This window comes from Streptomyces sp. NPDC059989 (genome assembly GCF_042736975.1).
Lineage (GTDB): Bacteria > Actinomycetota > Actinomycetes > Streptomycetales > Streptomycetaceae > Streptomyces.
Genome location: NZ_JBHWUO010000053.1, coordinates 1 through 14,827, shown reverse-complemented (window position 1 = coordinate 14,827; position 14,827 = coordinate 1). Strand labels below are relative to the sequence as shown.

The window sequence follows — 14,827 nt, the reverse complement described above, 5'->3', positions numbered from 1 at the left end:
CCCCAGGCGAGGCTGAATTGGCCGGAGCCGCCCGCGCGGCGTACCACCCGTACCGCCCGTACCACCCGCACCGCCGAGGAGATCCACCCGTGAGCGACCACCACGCCGAACCCCCCGCGTGGAGCGAGCCCGCGCCTCCCGCCACCCCCGTCGCGGCCGCGAACCCGGCGGTGACCCCCGCCGACGCCGCGGACGCGGCCCGGCTCGTCGCCTTCGGGCTGCAGCCCAAGCTGCTCCCCGCCCGTGACGCCGAGTACGCCGAACTGCTCCGCCGCTACCGCGAGGACCCCGCCTTCGGCCGGCTCGCCGACGCCGTCGCCACCGGCCTCGGCCTCGTCGTCCTGGAGGTGTCCCCGCGCGCCGGCATGGCCGTGGCCGCCGGCGAGGACTCCGTCTTCGCCGTCCGCATGGGCGACTACGCCCGCCGCACCGCCGCCGACTCCGCAGACCGCTTCCTGCACGGCCTCGCCCACCTCGCCGTCGCCGCCCTCGCCTACCCCCGCCCCGAGGACCTCGCCGACGACGGCTACATCGGCCGCATCACCGTCAACGGCGTCGACGCCTTCGTCCGCCAGACCTGCCGCCGCCTGGAGGAGCGCGCCGACGAGCTCGGCGAGAACACCGACCCCGCCTCCGACGCCCCCGGCCTGGAGGCCGCCTGGCGCGTGTACGCCCGCCGCAGCGCGACCGGCGCCACCAAGGACGCCCGCCGTCTCGCCGGCTCCACCACCGGCATCGTCGGCAAGGCCGCCGCCTTCCTCACCGACTCCGGCTTCCTCCAGCGCACCGGCGACGACGCCGGCGGCACCTACCGCACCACCCCGCGCTACCAGTTGCAGGTCCGCGACATGGCGGGCAGCGCGGCCATGGCCGAACTCCTCGAACTGGGCGTGGTCCCCGTCAGCGACGGCTGCGCCACCCTGCTGCCGCCGCCCGAGGGCGACGACCTGGAGCTCGCGGCCGACGCCGGACTCCCGTTCCACGCCTGAGCCACCGCCCTCCGTACCGAGACACACCGAGAAGCAACGAGAGTCCCCGCCCATGTACGAGCTGTCCCGGATCCGCCTCTACTCCATCGGGCCCGCCGGTGCGCGCTACGCCGACACCGTGCTCGACCTGCGCGGAGTCGGTGAGCCGGTGCCCCACCCGGCGCCCGCCCAGGCGGAGTTCTTCGAGGACGAGCCCACCGGCCCGCCGCGCCGCCCGGCGCCCGCCGGCGTGCTCTTCCTGGAGAACGGCGGCGGCAAGTCCGTCCTGCTCAAGCTGATCTTCTCGGTCATGCTCCCGGGCCACCGCAACACCCTCGGCGGCGCCAGCTCGGGCGTGCTGCGCAAGTTCCTGCTCGCCGACGACTGCGGCCACGTCGCCCTGGAGTGGCAGCACACCCAGACCGGCGAATGCGTGGTCGTCGGCAAGGTCAGCGAATGGCGCGGCCGCCAGGTCTCCAACGACCCGCGCAAGTTCGCCGAGGCCTGGTACTCCTTCCGTCCCGGCCCGGGCCTGAGCCTCGACAACCTCCCCGTCGCCGAGGCCACCGCCGTCCGCCCGCCCGTCGAAGGCGCCTCCGGCGCCCAGGGCCGCCGCCGCACCATGAAGGGCTTCCGCGACGCCCTCACCGAGGCCGGCAAGGCGTACCCGCACCTGGAGGTCTACTTCGAGGAGATCCACGACCGCTGGAACGAGCACCTCACCGACCTCGGCCTCGACCCCGAACTCTTCCGCTACCAGCGCGAGATGAACGCAGACGAGGGCGAGGCCGCCGGCCTCTTCGCGGTCAAGAAGGACTCCGACTTCACCGACCTCCTGCTGCGCGCCGTCACCGACACCCGTGACACCGACGGCCTCGCCGACCTGGTCCACGGCTTCGGCAACAAGCTCGGCCGCCGCGCCGAGCTCATGGCCGAACGCGACTTCACCGCCGGCTCCGTGGACCTGCTCACCCGCATCGTCGAGGCCGCCGAGACCCGCTCCCGGCTGCGCGACGTCCACGCGGGCGCGGAACGCCGTACGCGCACCCTCGCCCGGCGGCTGTCCGCCCGCGCCACCGAGGAGCGCGGCCGGGCCGCCGACCTCGCCCAGCGGGTCACCGGCGCCGCCCACGAGGTCACCGCCGCCGAGTCCGCGCGCACCCGCAGCGCCGCCGTCTCCGCCGAACTCGCCTACCGGCACGCCTCGCTGGCGCTGACCGTCGCCGACAAGGCCGCCGCCGCCCAGCGCCGCGAGCTCCTCGAAGCCCGCACGCTGCACTCCGCCTGGCAGGCCGCCGAGACGGTGCTGCGCCACCGCGCCGCCGCCGACCGCTCCGCCCGCGTCGCCGCCGCGATCCTGGAAGCCGAGCGGGACGCCGCCCCGGCGCTCGCCGCCCGCGCGACGGCCGCCGCCGATCTCGTACGGGCCCTGCACACCGCCGCCGAGCACGGCGAGCGGGTGGCCAACGAGGAGGAGGAGCGGTCCGCCGTCCTCCAGGCCACCGGCGAGTCCGCACACCGCGACGCCACCGCCGCCGCCACGGCCGCCCAGCGCGCCCGCAGCGAGGCCGAACACCTCCGGGCCCGGCTCGGCGAGGTCCAGCAGGAGACCGCCGAGGCCGTCCGGGCCGGCTGGCTCGACGACTCCGCGCCCGACGCCGACCCGGCGCGCGCCGCCCTCGCCGCCACCGACGCCGAGAAGACCGCCGTGGCCGCCTGGGACGAGGCCCGCGAAGCCTCCAGGGCCGCCGCTGAAGCCGCCCGCGAGGCCGCGGCCGCCGAATCCCGCGCCGAACTCACCGCCGCCCGCGCCGCGGACGCCACCGCCGCCGCCGAAGCCGCCCACGACGCCGAATACCGCGCCGCCGCCCTCCTCGCCGAATCCCCCCGCCTGGCAGCCCTCCTGGGCCTCCCGGCCGCCCCGGACGCCGACCTCCCCCACCCGCGGGAGGCGTCCGACTCCGGCTCCGTGCCCGGCTCCGCCGATTCGGGTACGGACGGCCCCGCGCCCGGCTCCGCAGGGGCCCCCGGGGGGCTCACCCCCGCCGACCTCGACCGTGGCGCCGACGAGCTGCGGCAGATGCTGACCGACGGAGTCGCCGCGGCCGAGCGGCAGTTGTTCGAGCTGCGCACCGCCGCCGCCGACGACGCCCGCATCCTCGGCGCCCTCGGCGACGGCGGCCTGCTGCCGCCCGGCCCCGACGTCCTCGCCACCGTCGAGTACCTCGGCGAACACGGCATCCCCGCCCTCCCCGGCTGGCGCTACCTCGCCCAGTCCGTGGACCCCGCCGACCACGCCGCCGTCCTCGCAGCCCGCCCCGAACTCGTCGACGGCGTCGTCATCACCGACCCCGACACCCACAGCCGCGCCCGCGAGGTCCTCTCCGGCGCCGCCCTGCTGCCCCGCTCGACCGTCGCCGTCGGCACGGCCGCCGCCCTGCTGGCGCCGGTGCCCGCGGGCGACCCGGACAGCGCCGTGTCCAGTATTTTCATCGTTTCGCCGAACCCGGCCATGCACGACGAGCACGCCGCCGACGAGGAGCGCCAGGCGCTGCGCACCCGCGCCACCGCCCGCGACACCGAGATCCGCGACCTGGCCGCCCGCCTCGCCGGCGACCGCGAGCTCGCCGCCCGCCTCGCCTCCTGGCGCACCGGCTGCCCGCCCGGCCGCCTCGCCGAGCTGGCGCAGCAGGCCGCGGCCGCCCGGGCGTTCGCCGAGGAGGCCGACGCCGAGCTCGCGGAGGCCCGTACCGTACGCGCCGAGGCCGACGAGGCCGCCGCCGACGCCGCCCGCGTGCGCGACGAGCGCCAGGACACCGCCCAGCGCGCCCGCCGGGTCGCCGACGCCCTCGCCGGGCTCGCCTTCCGCCTGCGCGAACGCGCCGGCTGGCAGGCCCGCCTCCGCGAACTCGCCGACGAGGCCGCCGAGTCCGAGGCCCGCGCCGAGGTCTGCCTCGACCGGGCCCGCGCCGCCGACGAGGACCGGCGCGCCGCGCAGCGCGCCGCCGACGACGCCCACCGCACCGCCCGCGCCCTGCGGGCCGAGCGCGCCGAGATCGCCGGCGCGCCCGAGCCCCTCCCGGCGGGCGACGGCACCCTCAAGGCGCCGCTCCCGGACCTGCGAGAGGCCTACCGGGCCGCCTCCCAGCTGTACGAGAAGGTCGGCGTCGGCGCCGACCTGCGTGCCGAACAGGCCCGCGCCGAGAGCGACGAGAGCGCCGCCCTCGCCGAACTCGACCGCCTCACCAACAAGGTCCGCACCCGCGCCGCCCAGCTCCTCGAAGGCACCGACGGCGCCGACGGACCCTCCCGGCAGGCCGCCGCCGCCCGCGCCGAGTCCCTCGTCCAGATGCTGGAGACCCGCGCGTCCACCGCCAGCGAGCAGCTCGGCCGACTGCGCGGCGAGGCCGAACGACACGCCCCGGCCGAGGGCGAGGCGCACACCGAACTCCCCGAGGAACTCATCCCCGGGGACGTGGAGCAGGCCCAGGGCCTGCTCCGTACGGCCACCGCGCAACTCGCCGCCCACACCGCCGCCGTGGAGACCGCCAGGGCCGCCCACGCGGACCTGCTGCGCGCCCACCGCACGGCGGAGGACGGCGCCGGCGGCTTCGACGAGACCGCGGCCCTGCTGCGGGACCTCCTGCGCGACCACACCCACGCCGACGACGAACAGGAGCCGGCGGCGCACCCCGGGACGCTGGAGGAGGCCCGCCAGTCGGCCACCGAGGCCCGCCGGGCCCTGCGCGGTTGCGCGGCTGACCTCTCGGCCGCCGAGTCCGCCGTGCGCGAGGCGAGCGACATCCTGGTCCGGCACGCCAACGCCACCCGCTACGAGCAGGTACGCACCCCCGCGCGCCAGCAGATCCGCGAACTGCCCGCCTCCGCCCTGCCCGAGCACGCGGCGGCCTGGGCGGCGGCGTTCGCCCCGCGCCTGCGCGTCCTGACCGACGAGCTGGCGCAGCTGGAGCGCAACCGCGACAGCATCGTCGACCGCCTGCGCGGCCTGGTCGAATCGGCGCTGGCCACCCTCCGCTCGGCGCAGCGCCTCTCCCAGCTGCCGGAAGGCCTCGGCGAATGGTCGGGCCAGGAGTTCCTCCGGATCCGCTTCGAGGAGCCGGACCAGGCCACGCTCACGGAACGACTCGGCGAGGTCATCGACGAGGCCACCCGCGCGGCCGTGAAGAAGAACAGCACCGCCTCCTTCGGCGAGGGCCGCCGCGACGGCATGTCCCTGCTCCTGAGGGGTGTCCAGGCAGCCCTCGAACCCAAGGGCATCTCGGTGGAGATCCTCAAGCCGGACGCCGTCCTGCGGGCCGAGCGCGTCCCCGTCGGCCAGATGGGAGACGTCTTTTCCGGCGGCCAGCTGCTGACCGCCGCCATCGCCCTGTACTGCACGATGGCGGCGCTGCGCAGCAACGACCGCGGCCGCGACAAGCACCGCCACGCGGGCACGCTGTTCCTCGACAACCCGATCGGCCGCGCGAACGCCACGTACCTGCTGGAGCTCCAGCGGGCCGTCTCGGACGCCCTCGGCGTCCAGCTCCTGTACACGACGGGCCTCTTCGACACCACGGCCCTGGCGGAGTTCCCGCTGGTCATCCGCCTGCGCAACGACGCGGACCTGCGGGCGGGCCTGAAGTACATCAGCGTCGAGGAACACCTCCGCCCGGGCCTGCCGCAGCCGTCCCCGGAGGGCGAAGCGATCCACGGCGAGATCACGGCAACCCGCATGTTCCGCAGGGGGGCGACCACTGCCTGACCTGGCTCCGCCCCAGACAATGCAGCCTCACCTGGGGTCCCCTCCCAGCGGTAGCTGGGGGAGTTTGAGGCGCGGGGTCTGGGGCGGAGCCCCAGGAGCGGTGCTGTGCACGCCTGGGTGGTCCCGTAAGGCCTAGCGGCGGCCGAACGCCGTGAGGGGGCCGTCCTCGCGGCGTATGCGGCCGGGGCCACGGGACTCCCGCCCCGCACGCGCCGAGCGACCCGCGTCGCGGCGGCGGGGGCGCGCCGTGCTGCTCGGCTCCGAGAAGACCCCGTACCGCTGGTTCCACGTCTGCCGGGTGATCACCACGTCCAGGACCCCCCACGTGGCCACGATCGTCCCCGCCACCGCGCCGAGCGCCATCGGGAAGGCCAGCCACGAGCCGGTGACCGAGAGGAAGAAGGTGATCGTCGCCTGGGTGAGCGTCACGGCGACGATCACCACCGCCCGCACCGCGGACGCCCGCACCGGGTCCGGCAGCCGGCGCCGGCGCGCCGGCTCCTCCACCCACAGCCCGCTCCGGCCCCCGCCGCCACCGCCCTCGTATCCGCTCATGGTCCGCTCCCTCCCCACCGCGCGGTCGGCCGTGCCCACCCCTCACGTCTACCCCAAACAGGAGACGATCCGCACGGCCGAGAGATTCCCGGATCCCGGACGCTTCCGCCGCCCCCGTTGATCGCGGAACGAATAATTCCAGCCATCCATCGGGTTGCGGGAACTGACGCCTCACCAGGTGTCATCTGCCACATATCGGGCCGCTAATCACCGGAAGTATCGGACAACTCGTGATCTTCGTCCAGGGGTCCGGCCGAAAACGTCCGGACACGCCTTCGATCCCGCTCCGTGGCAGTAGTAGGCTCACGCCGTTTAAATGACGGAACACCGACCCCCGACAACGGGGTTGAGCTGGGGGAGGCTGGGGAGGCCATGCGCTTTCGCGGGAAGTCCATCCGCCGGAAGATCGTGGCGTTGCTCCTTGTGCCGCTCGTCTCCCTGACCGCCCTCTGGGGCTTCGCCACGGTCATCACCGGCCGTCAGGCCCTCCAACTCCTCGACGTCGCCTACGTCATCGACAAGGTCGGCTACCCCATCGAGGACGTCGTCCGCGTCGTCCAGAAGGAACGCCGCCAGACCCTCGTCGTCATCGGCGACCCCCGCGCCGCCAACGCCACCGCCGAACTCGCCAAGCGCCGCGCCGAGACCGACGCCGTCGTGGAGCAGATCAGCGCCAGCGCCCGGGAACCCGAAGTCCTCGACGAGCTGAGCCCGCAGAACGCCGAGCGCCTGCGCTCCATCCTTGCCGCCTTCCGCGGCGTCGGAGCCCTGCGCCACTCCGTCGACTCGAACAGCCTCGACCCCAGCCAGGCCCTGGACCTCTACGGCCGGCTCGTCGACCCCTGCTACGAGTTCCTCATGAACCTCCACGCCCTGGAGAACGTGGAGATGGACAAGCAGGGCCGCGCCCTCGTCGGCATCACCCGGGCCCGCGAGGCGCTCTCCCGCGAGGACGCCGTGATCGCCTCCGCCCTCGCCGCCCGCAACACCAGCACGGCCGACATCCGCCACGTCTCCGACTTCGTCGCCAACCGCAAGCTGCTCTACGACTTCAACCTCGCGATCCTCCCGGCCGCCGACCGCGAGCGTTTCGAGCAGTACTGGGGCGGCGTCGACTCCAAGGCCCTGCGCGACGCGGAGGAACGCTTCCTCAACGCCGGAGCCGTCAGGAACCCGCGCGGCCTCACCACCGCCCAGTGGGACGAGGCCTCGACCAAGGTCCTCGACGACCTCGCCACCATGGGCACCGACGCCGGCGACCGCTACCAGAAGCGCGTCGAGCCCGTCGCCATGGACGTCCTGGTCCAGGCCGCCGTCGCCGGCATCCTCGGCTTCATCGCCCTGGTCGTCTCCCTGATCCTCTCCGTCCGCATCGGCCGCGACCTGGTCCGCGACCTGTCCCGCCTCCGCAAGGAGGCCCACGAGGTCTCCGGCGTCCGGCTGCCCGCCGTGATGCGCCGCCTCGCCGCCGGCGAGCACGTGGACGTGGAGACCGAGGCGCCCCGCCTGGAGTTCGAGAAGGACGAGGTCGGCCAGGTCGGCCAGGCCCTCAACACCCTTCAGCGCGCCGCCGTCGAGGCCGCGGTCAAGCAGGCGGAGCTGCGTCGCGGCGTTTCCGAAGTATTCGTCAACCTGGCCCGCCGCAACCAGGTCCTGCTGCACCGCCAGCTGACCCTCCTCGACACCATGGAGCGCCGCACCGAGGACACCGAGGAGCTCGCCGACCTCTTCCGCCTCGACCACATGACCACCCGCATGCGCCGCCACGCCGAAGGCCTGGTGATCCTCTCCGGCGCCGCGCCCTCCCGCCAGTGGCGCAAGCCCGTCCAGCTGATGGACGTCGTACGCGCCGCGGTCGCCGAGGTCGAGGACTACGAGCGCATCGAGGTCCGCCGGCTGCCGCGCCTGGGCATCGCAGGACCCGCCGTCGCCGACATCACCCACCTCGTCGCCGAACTCCTGGAGAACGCCACCGTGTTCTCGCCGCCGCACACCGCGGTCCAGGTGCACGGCGAGCGCGTGGCCAACGGCTTCACCCTGGAGATCCACGACCGCGGCCTCGGCATGAACCCGGACGCACTGCTCGACGCGAACCTCCGGCTCGCCGAGACCCCCGAGTTCGAACTCTCCGACACCGACCGCCTCGGCCTGTTCGTCGTCAGCCGCCTCGCACAGCGCCACAGCGTCAAGGTCGCCCTCCAGCCCAGCCCGTACGGGGGCACGACCGCGGTGGTCTTCCTCCCCGTGGAGCTCCTCACCGAGGCCCCCGAGACCAACGGCACCGGCATCCGGCTCGACGGGCCCGAGGCCGGCGCCGCCGGGACGGGGACCGGCGCCGGGGCCGCCCGGTCCGGCGCGATCCCCACCGACCGGCCCGCGCCCGCCGCCGTGGAGCGCGCGCCCATCGGCCGCTCGCTGCCCGCCGCCGAACTGCGCGGCCCCGTCGAGCTGGAGGCCCCGCTCGACGTCCTCGGCCTCGACGGCACGGAGGTCGTCGAGGTCCTCGACGGCCTCGACGACCCCGCCGTCCTGGACGGCATCGGCGGCCGTCCGGCCATGGCGACGCTGGACGACGAGACCCCGCCCAACGGCACCCCGCGCAGCGCCCTGTTCGGGCTGCGCCCGGCGGACCGGCCGCACACCGACCGGCACACCGAGCGCCACGGCGCCCGCAAGGGCGACCGGGACCGCGACCGCGAGCCGCTGGCCCCCACCGGCCCGGTCCGCCTGGACACCCAGCGCCTGGAGACCCCGCGCCCCGACGGTTCCCGTTCCTCGGGAGCCGTGCCGCTGCCCCGCCGCCGCCCCACCCCGACCCTGGTCGCCGAACACGGCCGCCGGGTGGAGCCGCGCCCGGTGCACGTGGTCCCGCCGCAGCCCGCCCCGGCGCCGGCCCCGGCGCCGAGGGCCCTCTCGAAGCCCGTGCCGGGCAACGGCACGGGCACCGGCCCGGGCGGCCTGCCCCGCCGGGTCCGCCAGGCCAACCTGGCCCCGCAGCTCAAGAACCCCCCGGCCCCCGCTCCCGACGACGCCGCCGCCGACCAGGTGGCCGACCGGGACGCGGAGGACGTACGGACGCGCATGTCCGCCCTCCAGCGCGGCTGGACCGCGGGCCGCAACCAGCACGCACAGCAGCAGTCGGAGACCGCGGCCGGCACCTCCGCCGCCACGGGTCCCGCGATCGAGAACGAAGGGGACGGTCGATGACCGCACCGCAGACCGGCAACGACACCAGGGGCCGCGGCTCCGGCCCGCTCAACTGGCTCCTCGACGAGCTGGTCGACAAGGTCGGATCCATCCGCAAGGCGGTGGTCCTCTCGGGCGACGGCCTGCCCACCGGCAGCTCCAAGGACCTGACCCGCGAGGACAGCGAGCACCTCGCCGCGGTGGCCTCCGGCTTCCACAGCCTGGCCAAGGGCGTCGGCCGGCACTTCGAATCGGGCAAGGTCCGCCAGACCGTCGTCGAGCTCGACGAGGCCTTCCTGTTCGTCATGGCCGCGGGCGACGGCAGCTGCCTGGCCGTGCTCGCCGACGCCGACTCCGACGTCGGCCAGGTCGCGTACGAGATGACGCTGATGGTCAAGCGCGTCGGCGACCACCTGGCGACCGCCCCGCGCACCGGGCTGCCAGCCGGAGGGTGAGTCGTAAGGCATGAGCGATCCAGGCCAGGACCACCCCGCCGACACCCCGGTCGCAGACCGAGCCCCCGCCCCCGACCCCACGCACTGGTTCGACGACGACGCGGGTCCCGTCGTACGCCCGTACGCCATGACGCGCGGCCGGACCAGCCACGCGGGCCAGCACCGACTCGACCTGATCGCCCTCGTCGTCGCCGAAGCGGCGGCGAACGATCCGGTCTGGGACATGACCCTGTCCCCGGAACACACCCACATCCTCGGCCTGTGCCTGGCGCGGCCGCAGTCGGTCGCCGAACTCGCGGCCGACCTCGACCTCGCGGTCGGAGTCGTACGGGTCCTGATCGGGGACCTGGTCGACGAGGAACTGGTCCATGTGACCCGGCCGGTACCGCCGGCCGAACTGCCCGACGAATCCATTCTGCGTGAGGTGATCGATGGCCTTCGGGCGCTCTAGCCGCACCGGTGCCATGCACGCCGTGTCACCGGTCGAACCGCTGACCTTGAAGATCCTGGTCGCGGGCGGCTTCGGGGTGGGCAAGACCACCCTGGTCAGTGCGGTAAGCGAGATCAGACCACTGCGGACCGAGGAACGGCTCTCGGAGCCGGGAGCCGCCATCGACGACACCGGGGGAGTGGAGGGCAAGAGCACCACCACCGTGGCCATGGACTTCGGGCGCATCACGCTCCGCGAGGACCTGGTGCTGTACCTGTTCGGCACGCCCGGGCAGGACCGGTTCTGGTTCCTGTGGGACGAGCTGGCCCAGGGGTCGCTCGGCGCGGTGGTCCTCGCGGACACCCGCCGCCTCGCCGACTGCTTCGCCGCGATCGACTACTTCGAGCGGCGCGAGATCCCGTTCGTCGTCGCCGTGAACTGCTTCGACGGCGCCGACCGGCACCCCGTGGTGACCGTACGGGAGGCACTCGACCTCGACCCCGAGGTGCCGGTGCTGCTGTGCGACGCGCGCGACCGGGAGTCCGTGAAGGACGTGCTGGTCGGGGTCGTCGAACACGCGATGTCGATGGCCCGGGAACGCCGCCGGAGCCTCACGGCGGGCGCCTGACACGGAGGCCCCGCGCAGAGGCCTGACATGGAGGCGGCCCGTACCCCCGCCGACTGGGGTACGGGCCGCAGCTCTCATGGGGGGATTCGGGGTCCCGGTCGCGGCGCGGGACTGTGGAGCGAGTGTGAACCCGGCACAGGGGGCCGTCAAGCGTTCGGACAACACCCGCCGGTAGCCGCCGCTCAGCGCACCGCGACGACGGCCGAGCCGTGCCCGAACAGCCCTTGGTTGGCGGTGATCCCGGCCCGTGCCCCCGGCACCTGCCGGTCCCCGGCCGTACCGCGCAACTGCCACGTCAGCTCGCACACCTGCGCGATGGCCTGCGCCGGCACCGCCTCCCCGAAGGAGGCCAGGCCGCCGCTCGTGTTGACGGGGATCCGTCCGCCGAGGGCCGTCGCGCCCTCCCGTACGAGCTTGGCCCCCTCGCCCTCCCCGCAGAGCCCGATGTCCTCGTACCACTCCAGCTCCAGCGCCGTGGACAGGTCGTACACCTCGGCGAGCGAGAGCTCGTCCGGCCCGAGCCCCGCCTCCTCGTAGGCGGCGCGCGCGATCGAGGCCCGGAAGGACCCGGCCGCCGGCTCCACCGCCACCGCCGCATCGGTGGCGATGTCCGGCAGGTCCAGCACCGTACGCGGATAGGTGGGGGTCACCGTCGACACCGCCCGGATCCGCACCGGGTCGGCGACGCCCCGCGACCGGGCGAAATCCATGCTGGAGAGCACCAGGGCCGCGCCCCCGTCCGAGGTGGCGCAGATGTCGAGCAGCCGCAGCGGATCGGCGACGACCGCCGAGGCCGCGACCTCCTCGGCCGTGACGGCCTTCCGGTAGCGGGCATGCGGGTTGAGCACGCCGGCCGCCGCGTTCTTCACCTTGACCTGGGCGAAGTCCTCCGGGGTGTCCCCGTGGACGGCCATCCGGCGGCGGGCGTACAGCGCGAAGTACGCCGGGTTGGTGGCGCCCAGCACCCGGAAGCGCAGCCAGTCCGGGTCGTCGGGCCGGTCGCCGCCCGCCGGCGCGAAGAACCCCTTGGGCGCCGCGTCCGCGCCCACCACGAGCACCACGTCGGCCAGACCGGCGAGGATCTGCGCCCGGGCGGCCCCGATCGCCTGCGCCCCGGACGCGCAGGCCGCGTACACGCTGGTCACCCGCGCGCCCTGCCAGCCGAGCGCCTGCGCGAAGGTCGCCCCGGCGACGTAGCCCGGGTAGCCGGAGCGCACGGTGTCCGCGCCGACGATGGACTGCACGTCCGTCCAGTCCAGTCCGGCGTCTTCGAGCGCCGCCCGCGCGGCGGCCCGCCCGTATTCGACGAAGCTGCGGCCCCACTTGCCCCACGGGTGCATCCCGGCGCCGAGCACGGCGATGTCGGCGCTCACGCGACCCCTCCCACGGGCTTGAACCGCCAGGTGGTCCAGGCCGTCCCGGCGTCCTCGTTCAGCACGCCGCCGACCACCTCGACCTCCATCCCGACCGCGAGATCGGCGACCCCCACCCCGGGCGCCGCCTGCCCCAGCACGACCATCCCCTCGGCCTCCAGCTCCACCGCGACCAGGGTGTACGGCTCCCAGGGCGCATCCGGATCGGACACGTACGGCGCGGGCGGCCGGTAGCGCCCGTCGGTGTAGGACCAGACTCGCCCGCGCGGGGACAGCGGCACCTCGGCGAGCTCGCCGCCGCCGGGGCAGTGCGGATTGCGGCAGTACGCGTCCTCGCGCGGGAAGAACACCGCGGTGCAGGCGGAACACCGGGTGCCGAGCAGCCGGAAGCCGCCACCCGGCCCGTCCTCGGTGAACCACCCGCTCACGACGGGTGTGCGTGTGCGTGCCAAAACCCCTCCCAAGCCAGACGATCGAGTAACTGACGGATCGTCAGAAGTCTGGCACGGGCGGGCTGCGCGGTCACCGGTTCTCGGCGAGCCACTTCTGCGCGATCTCCGCCAGCTCCGCGTCCCGCCCGGCCAGCATCATCCGGATCATCTGAGCGTCCCCGCGGAGCGACCACCCGGGATGTCCGAAGGTGGCGGGATTGTTCTTCTCGATGAGGAAATGCGCGGGCCAGGCGGTCCCGTACCCGATCAGGGGCAGTGCGGCGAGATACCGCTTACGCCCCCGCACCACCCCGTAGACGGTCAGGGCGAGCCCGGTGAGGGTGCCGGTGAGATGCACCCAGCGGGTGGCGGCGCGGGAGTGCATGGCGACGTAGTAGGGCCAGAATTCCTCGTACGAGCTGAAAGTCATGCGGGCACGTTACTCACGGCCACACCGAGCCGACAGACGCGCGGGAGACGGGAAAGTCGAAATACGTATCGGGAAACGCCTCGGGCTTGAAGGTGAAGTGCCACCACTCCTCCGGGAGGTTGACGAAACCCGCGTCGCCGAGCGCATCGCGCAACAGCCGCCGGTTCGCACGGGCCGCCTCCGACACGGCGGGGCTGTCGGTGTGCGACCGCGGATCGAAGAAGTCGAAAGCCGTCCCCATGTCCAGCTCCCGGCCACCGACGAGCGCCACGAGCGTCACGTCGAGGGTGCTCCCGCGGGAATGCCCCGACTTCTCGGCGATGTACCCCTCCGGAATCAGCCGGTCCTTGTCGACATCCGGATAGAACTCCGCCTTGGTCCCCTGATCGGAGGCGTCATTCGCCCACCGCACGAACTGATCGACGGCCCGCTGCGGCCGGTAGCAGTCGTACACCTTCAGCGACAGCCCGCGCCGCAGCAGCCGCCGCTGCGCCCGCCGCAACGCCTCGGCGGCGGGCCGCGCGAGCAGGCAGACCGGCTCCTCGTACCCCTCGACCGGCCTGCCCATGAAATTCCGGGCACCCGCATACCGCATGTCCTGCCGCACGGTCGGATCCACATCCGCCAAAGCCCTGAACTCCGGCGGAGCCGCCGCCCCGCCGGTCAGGAGCCCCACACACATCACAACAGCCGCTGTCCTCATACCCCTTGGCATACCATCCCCCCATGCCGGCACAACTCAAGGACTCGCACTGCTCCACCTGCGGAGCGCTGTACTCCACCCCCACGTGGCCCCGCACCTGCCCCGCGTGCGGCGCCACCGCCTACCGCAACCCGCTCCCGGTGGCCATCGCCCTCCTCCCCGTCGAGGACGCGGACGACACCGGCCTCGTGGTCATCACCCGCACCATCGAGCCGGCCCTCGGCGGTGTCGCCCTGCCCGGCGGCTTCATCGACTTCGGCGAGGACTGGCGCGAAGCGGTCGTCCGCGAACTCCGCGAGGAAACCGGCATCACCGCCCCGGCCTCGGAGGTCACCCTGGCCGACGCCCTGAGCTCCCCGGCCGGCCACCTGCTCCTCTTCGGCCTCCTCCCACCCCGCCCGACCGCCACCCTCCCCACTCCGGTCCCCACGGACGAAACCACGGGCTGGCACATCCTCCGAGCCCCCACCGAACTGGCCTTCCCCCTCCACACCCAGGCCGCCAACGCCTGGTTCGCGGGCCAGTACACCGCCTAGGGCACCCGTCAGCCCCGCCGCGCCACCCTTCAGCCCCGCCGGGGGCAAATCCAGCCTCGCCGGCGTTTGAGGCGCGGGGTCCGGGGCGGAGCCCCGATCGTGAAGCCGCACCCGCCCCCTCGGCCGGGCCACCCCTCAGCCCCGCCGGGCGACTTCTCAGCCCCGCCGGCGTTTGAGGCGCGGGGCGCGAGGCGGAGCCCCGATCGCGAAGCCGCACCTGCCCACCCGGCCCAGCCACCCCGAGCCCCGCCCGGCCCGCCGCTAGTGCTGTGACCGGAAGGTTCACCGGGTTGCGGCGCTCCCCCAGCTACCGCTGGGAGGTACCCCCAGGCACGGCACCTCGCCGCGTTGTCGGACCACGCAAGTACGT

The 14,827-nt window shown here is 74.4% G+C and carries 12 protein-coding genes; 7 read left to right on the top strand and 5 right to left on the bottom strand.

The window, feature by feature from the left end; translation table 11 throughout:
- The first annotated feature begins 89 nt into the window (after positions 1 to 89).
- Together ACFWBN_RS32645 and ACFWBN_RS32640 are read left to right on the top strand one after the other, a co-directional pair.
- Positions 90 to 989 (top strand): hypothetical protein, encoded by a 900-nt coding sequence (locus ACFWBN_RS32645; protein ID WP_385182976.1) that lies wholly within the window; start codon positions 90 to 92, stop codon positions 987 to 989.
- Between the two features lie 52 nt (positions 990 to 1,041).
- Complete coding sequence (locus ACFWBN_RS32640) at positions 1,042 to 5,730, top strand: hypothetical protein (RefSeq protein ID WP_385182974.1); 4,689 nt, start codon at positions 1,042 to 1,044, stop codon at positions 5,728 to 5,730.
- 132 nt (positions 5,731 to 5,862) lie between these two features.
- Here ACFWBN_RS32640 and ACFWBN_RS32635 read toward each other — a convergent pair whose 3' ends face one another.
- Entirely contained in the window at positions 5,863 to 6,285 is a 423-nt protein-coding gene (locus tag ACFWBN_RS32635; protein ID WP_385182971.1) for a hypothetical protein, read from the bottom strand.
- Between the two features lie 372 nt (positions 6,286 to 6,657).
- Between ACFWBN_RS32635 and ACFWBN_RS32630 the strand changes: the two genes are divergently transcribed.
- Genes ACFWBN_RS32630 through ACFWBN_RS32615 form a run of 4 tightly spaced genes read left to right on the top strand, consistent with a single transcriptional unit; the run spans position 6,658 to position 10,984 of the window.
- Positions 6,658 to 9,492 (top strand): nitrate- and nitrite sensing domain-containing protein, encoded by a 2,835-nt coding sequence (locus ACFWBN_RS32630; protein ID WP_385182968.1) that lies wholly within the window; start codon positions 6,658 to 6,660, stop codon positions 9,490 to 9,492.
- Positions 9,489 to 9,926, top strand: coding sequence for a roadblock/LC7 domain-containing protein (locus ACFWBN_RS32625; RefSeq protein ID WP_385182966.1), 438 nt, complete (start codon positions 9,489 to 9,491; stop codon positions 9,924 to 9,926). Before ACFWBN_RS32630 ends, ACFWBN_RS32625 begins: the two co-directional genes overlap by 4 nt.
- A gap of 10 nt (positions 9,927 to 9,936) precedes the next feature.
- Positions 9,937 to 10,377 carry a DUF742 domain-containing protein gene (locus ACFWBN_RS32620; protein WP_385182964.1) on the top strand — a complete coding sequence of 147 codons (441 nt, stop codon included), beginning with the start codon at positions 9,937 to 9,939 and terminating at the stop codon, positions 10,375 to 10,377.
- Positions 10,358 to 10,984 carry an ATP/GTP-binding protein gene (locus ACFWBN_RS32615; protein ID WP_385182961.1) on the top strand — a complete coding sequence of 209 codons (627 nt, stop codon included), beginning with the start codon at positions 10,358 to 10,360 and terminating at the stop codon, positions 10,982 to 10,984. Before ACFWBN_RS32620 ends, ACFWBN_RS32615 begins: the two co-directional genes overlap by 20 nt.
- A gap of 182 nt (positions 10,985 to 11,166) precedes the next feature.
- Here ACFWBN_RS32615 and ACFWBN_RS32610 read toward each other — a convergent pair whose 3' ends face one another.
- The 4 genes from ACFWBN_RS32610 to ACFWBN_RS32595 all read right to left on the bottom strand — a co-directional run bounded on the left by ACFWBN_RS32610 (position 11,167) and on the right by ACFWBN_RS32595 (position 13,900).
- Positions 11,167 to 12,357, bottom strand: a complete 1,191-nt coding sequence (locus ACFWBN_RS32610; protein ID WP_385182958.1) for a lipid-transfer protein — start codon at positions 12,355 to 12,357, stop codon at positions 11,167 to 11,169.
- Positions 12,354 to 12,809, bottom strand: a complete 456-nt coding sequence (locus tag ACFWBN_RS32605) for a Zn-ribbon domain-containing OB-fold protein (RefSeq protein ID WP_385182955.1) — start codon at positions 12,807 to 12,809, stop codon at positions 12,354 to 12,356. The genes ACFWBN_RS32610 and ACFWBN_RS32605 overlap by 4 nt, the downstream gene beginning before the upstream one ends.
- A gap of 70 nt (positions 12,810 to 12,879) precedes the next feature.
- Positions 12,880 to 13,218, bottom strand: a complete 339-nt coding sequence (locus tag ACFWBN_RS32600; RefSeq protein WP_385182952.1) for an Mpo1-like protein — start codon at positions 13,216 to 13,218, stop codon at positions 12,880 to 12,882.
- A gap of 13 nt (positions 13,219 to 13,231) precedes the next feature.
- Entirely contained in the window at positions 13,232 to 13,900 is a 669-nt protein-coding gene (locus ACFWBN_RS32595) for a M15 family metallopeptidase (protein ID WP_385183058.1), read from the bottom strand.
- Between the two features lie 44 nt (positions 13,901 to 13,944).
- On the opposite strand from ACFWBN_RS32595, the gene ACFWBN_RS32590 reads away from it, so the two are divergent.
- Positions 13,945 to 14,457, top strand: coding sequence for an NUDIX domain-containing protein (locus tag ACFWBN_RS32590; protein WP_385182949.1), 513 nt, complete (start codon positions 13,945 to 13,947; stop codon positions 14,455 to 14,457).
- The last annotated feature ends 370 nt before the right edge of the window (positions 14,458 to 14,827 follow it).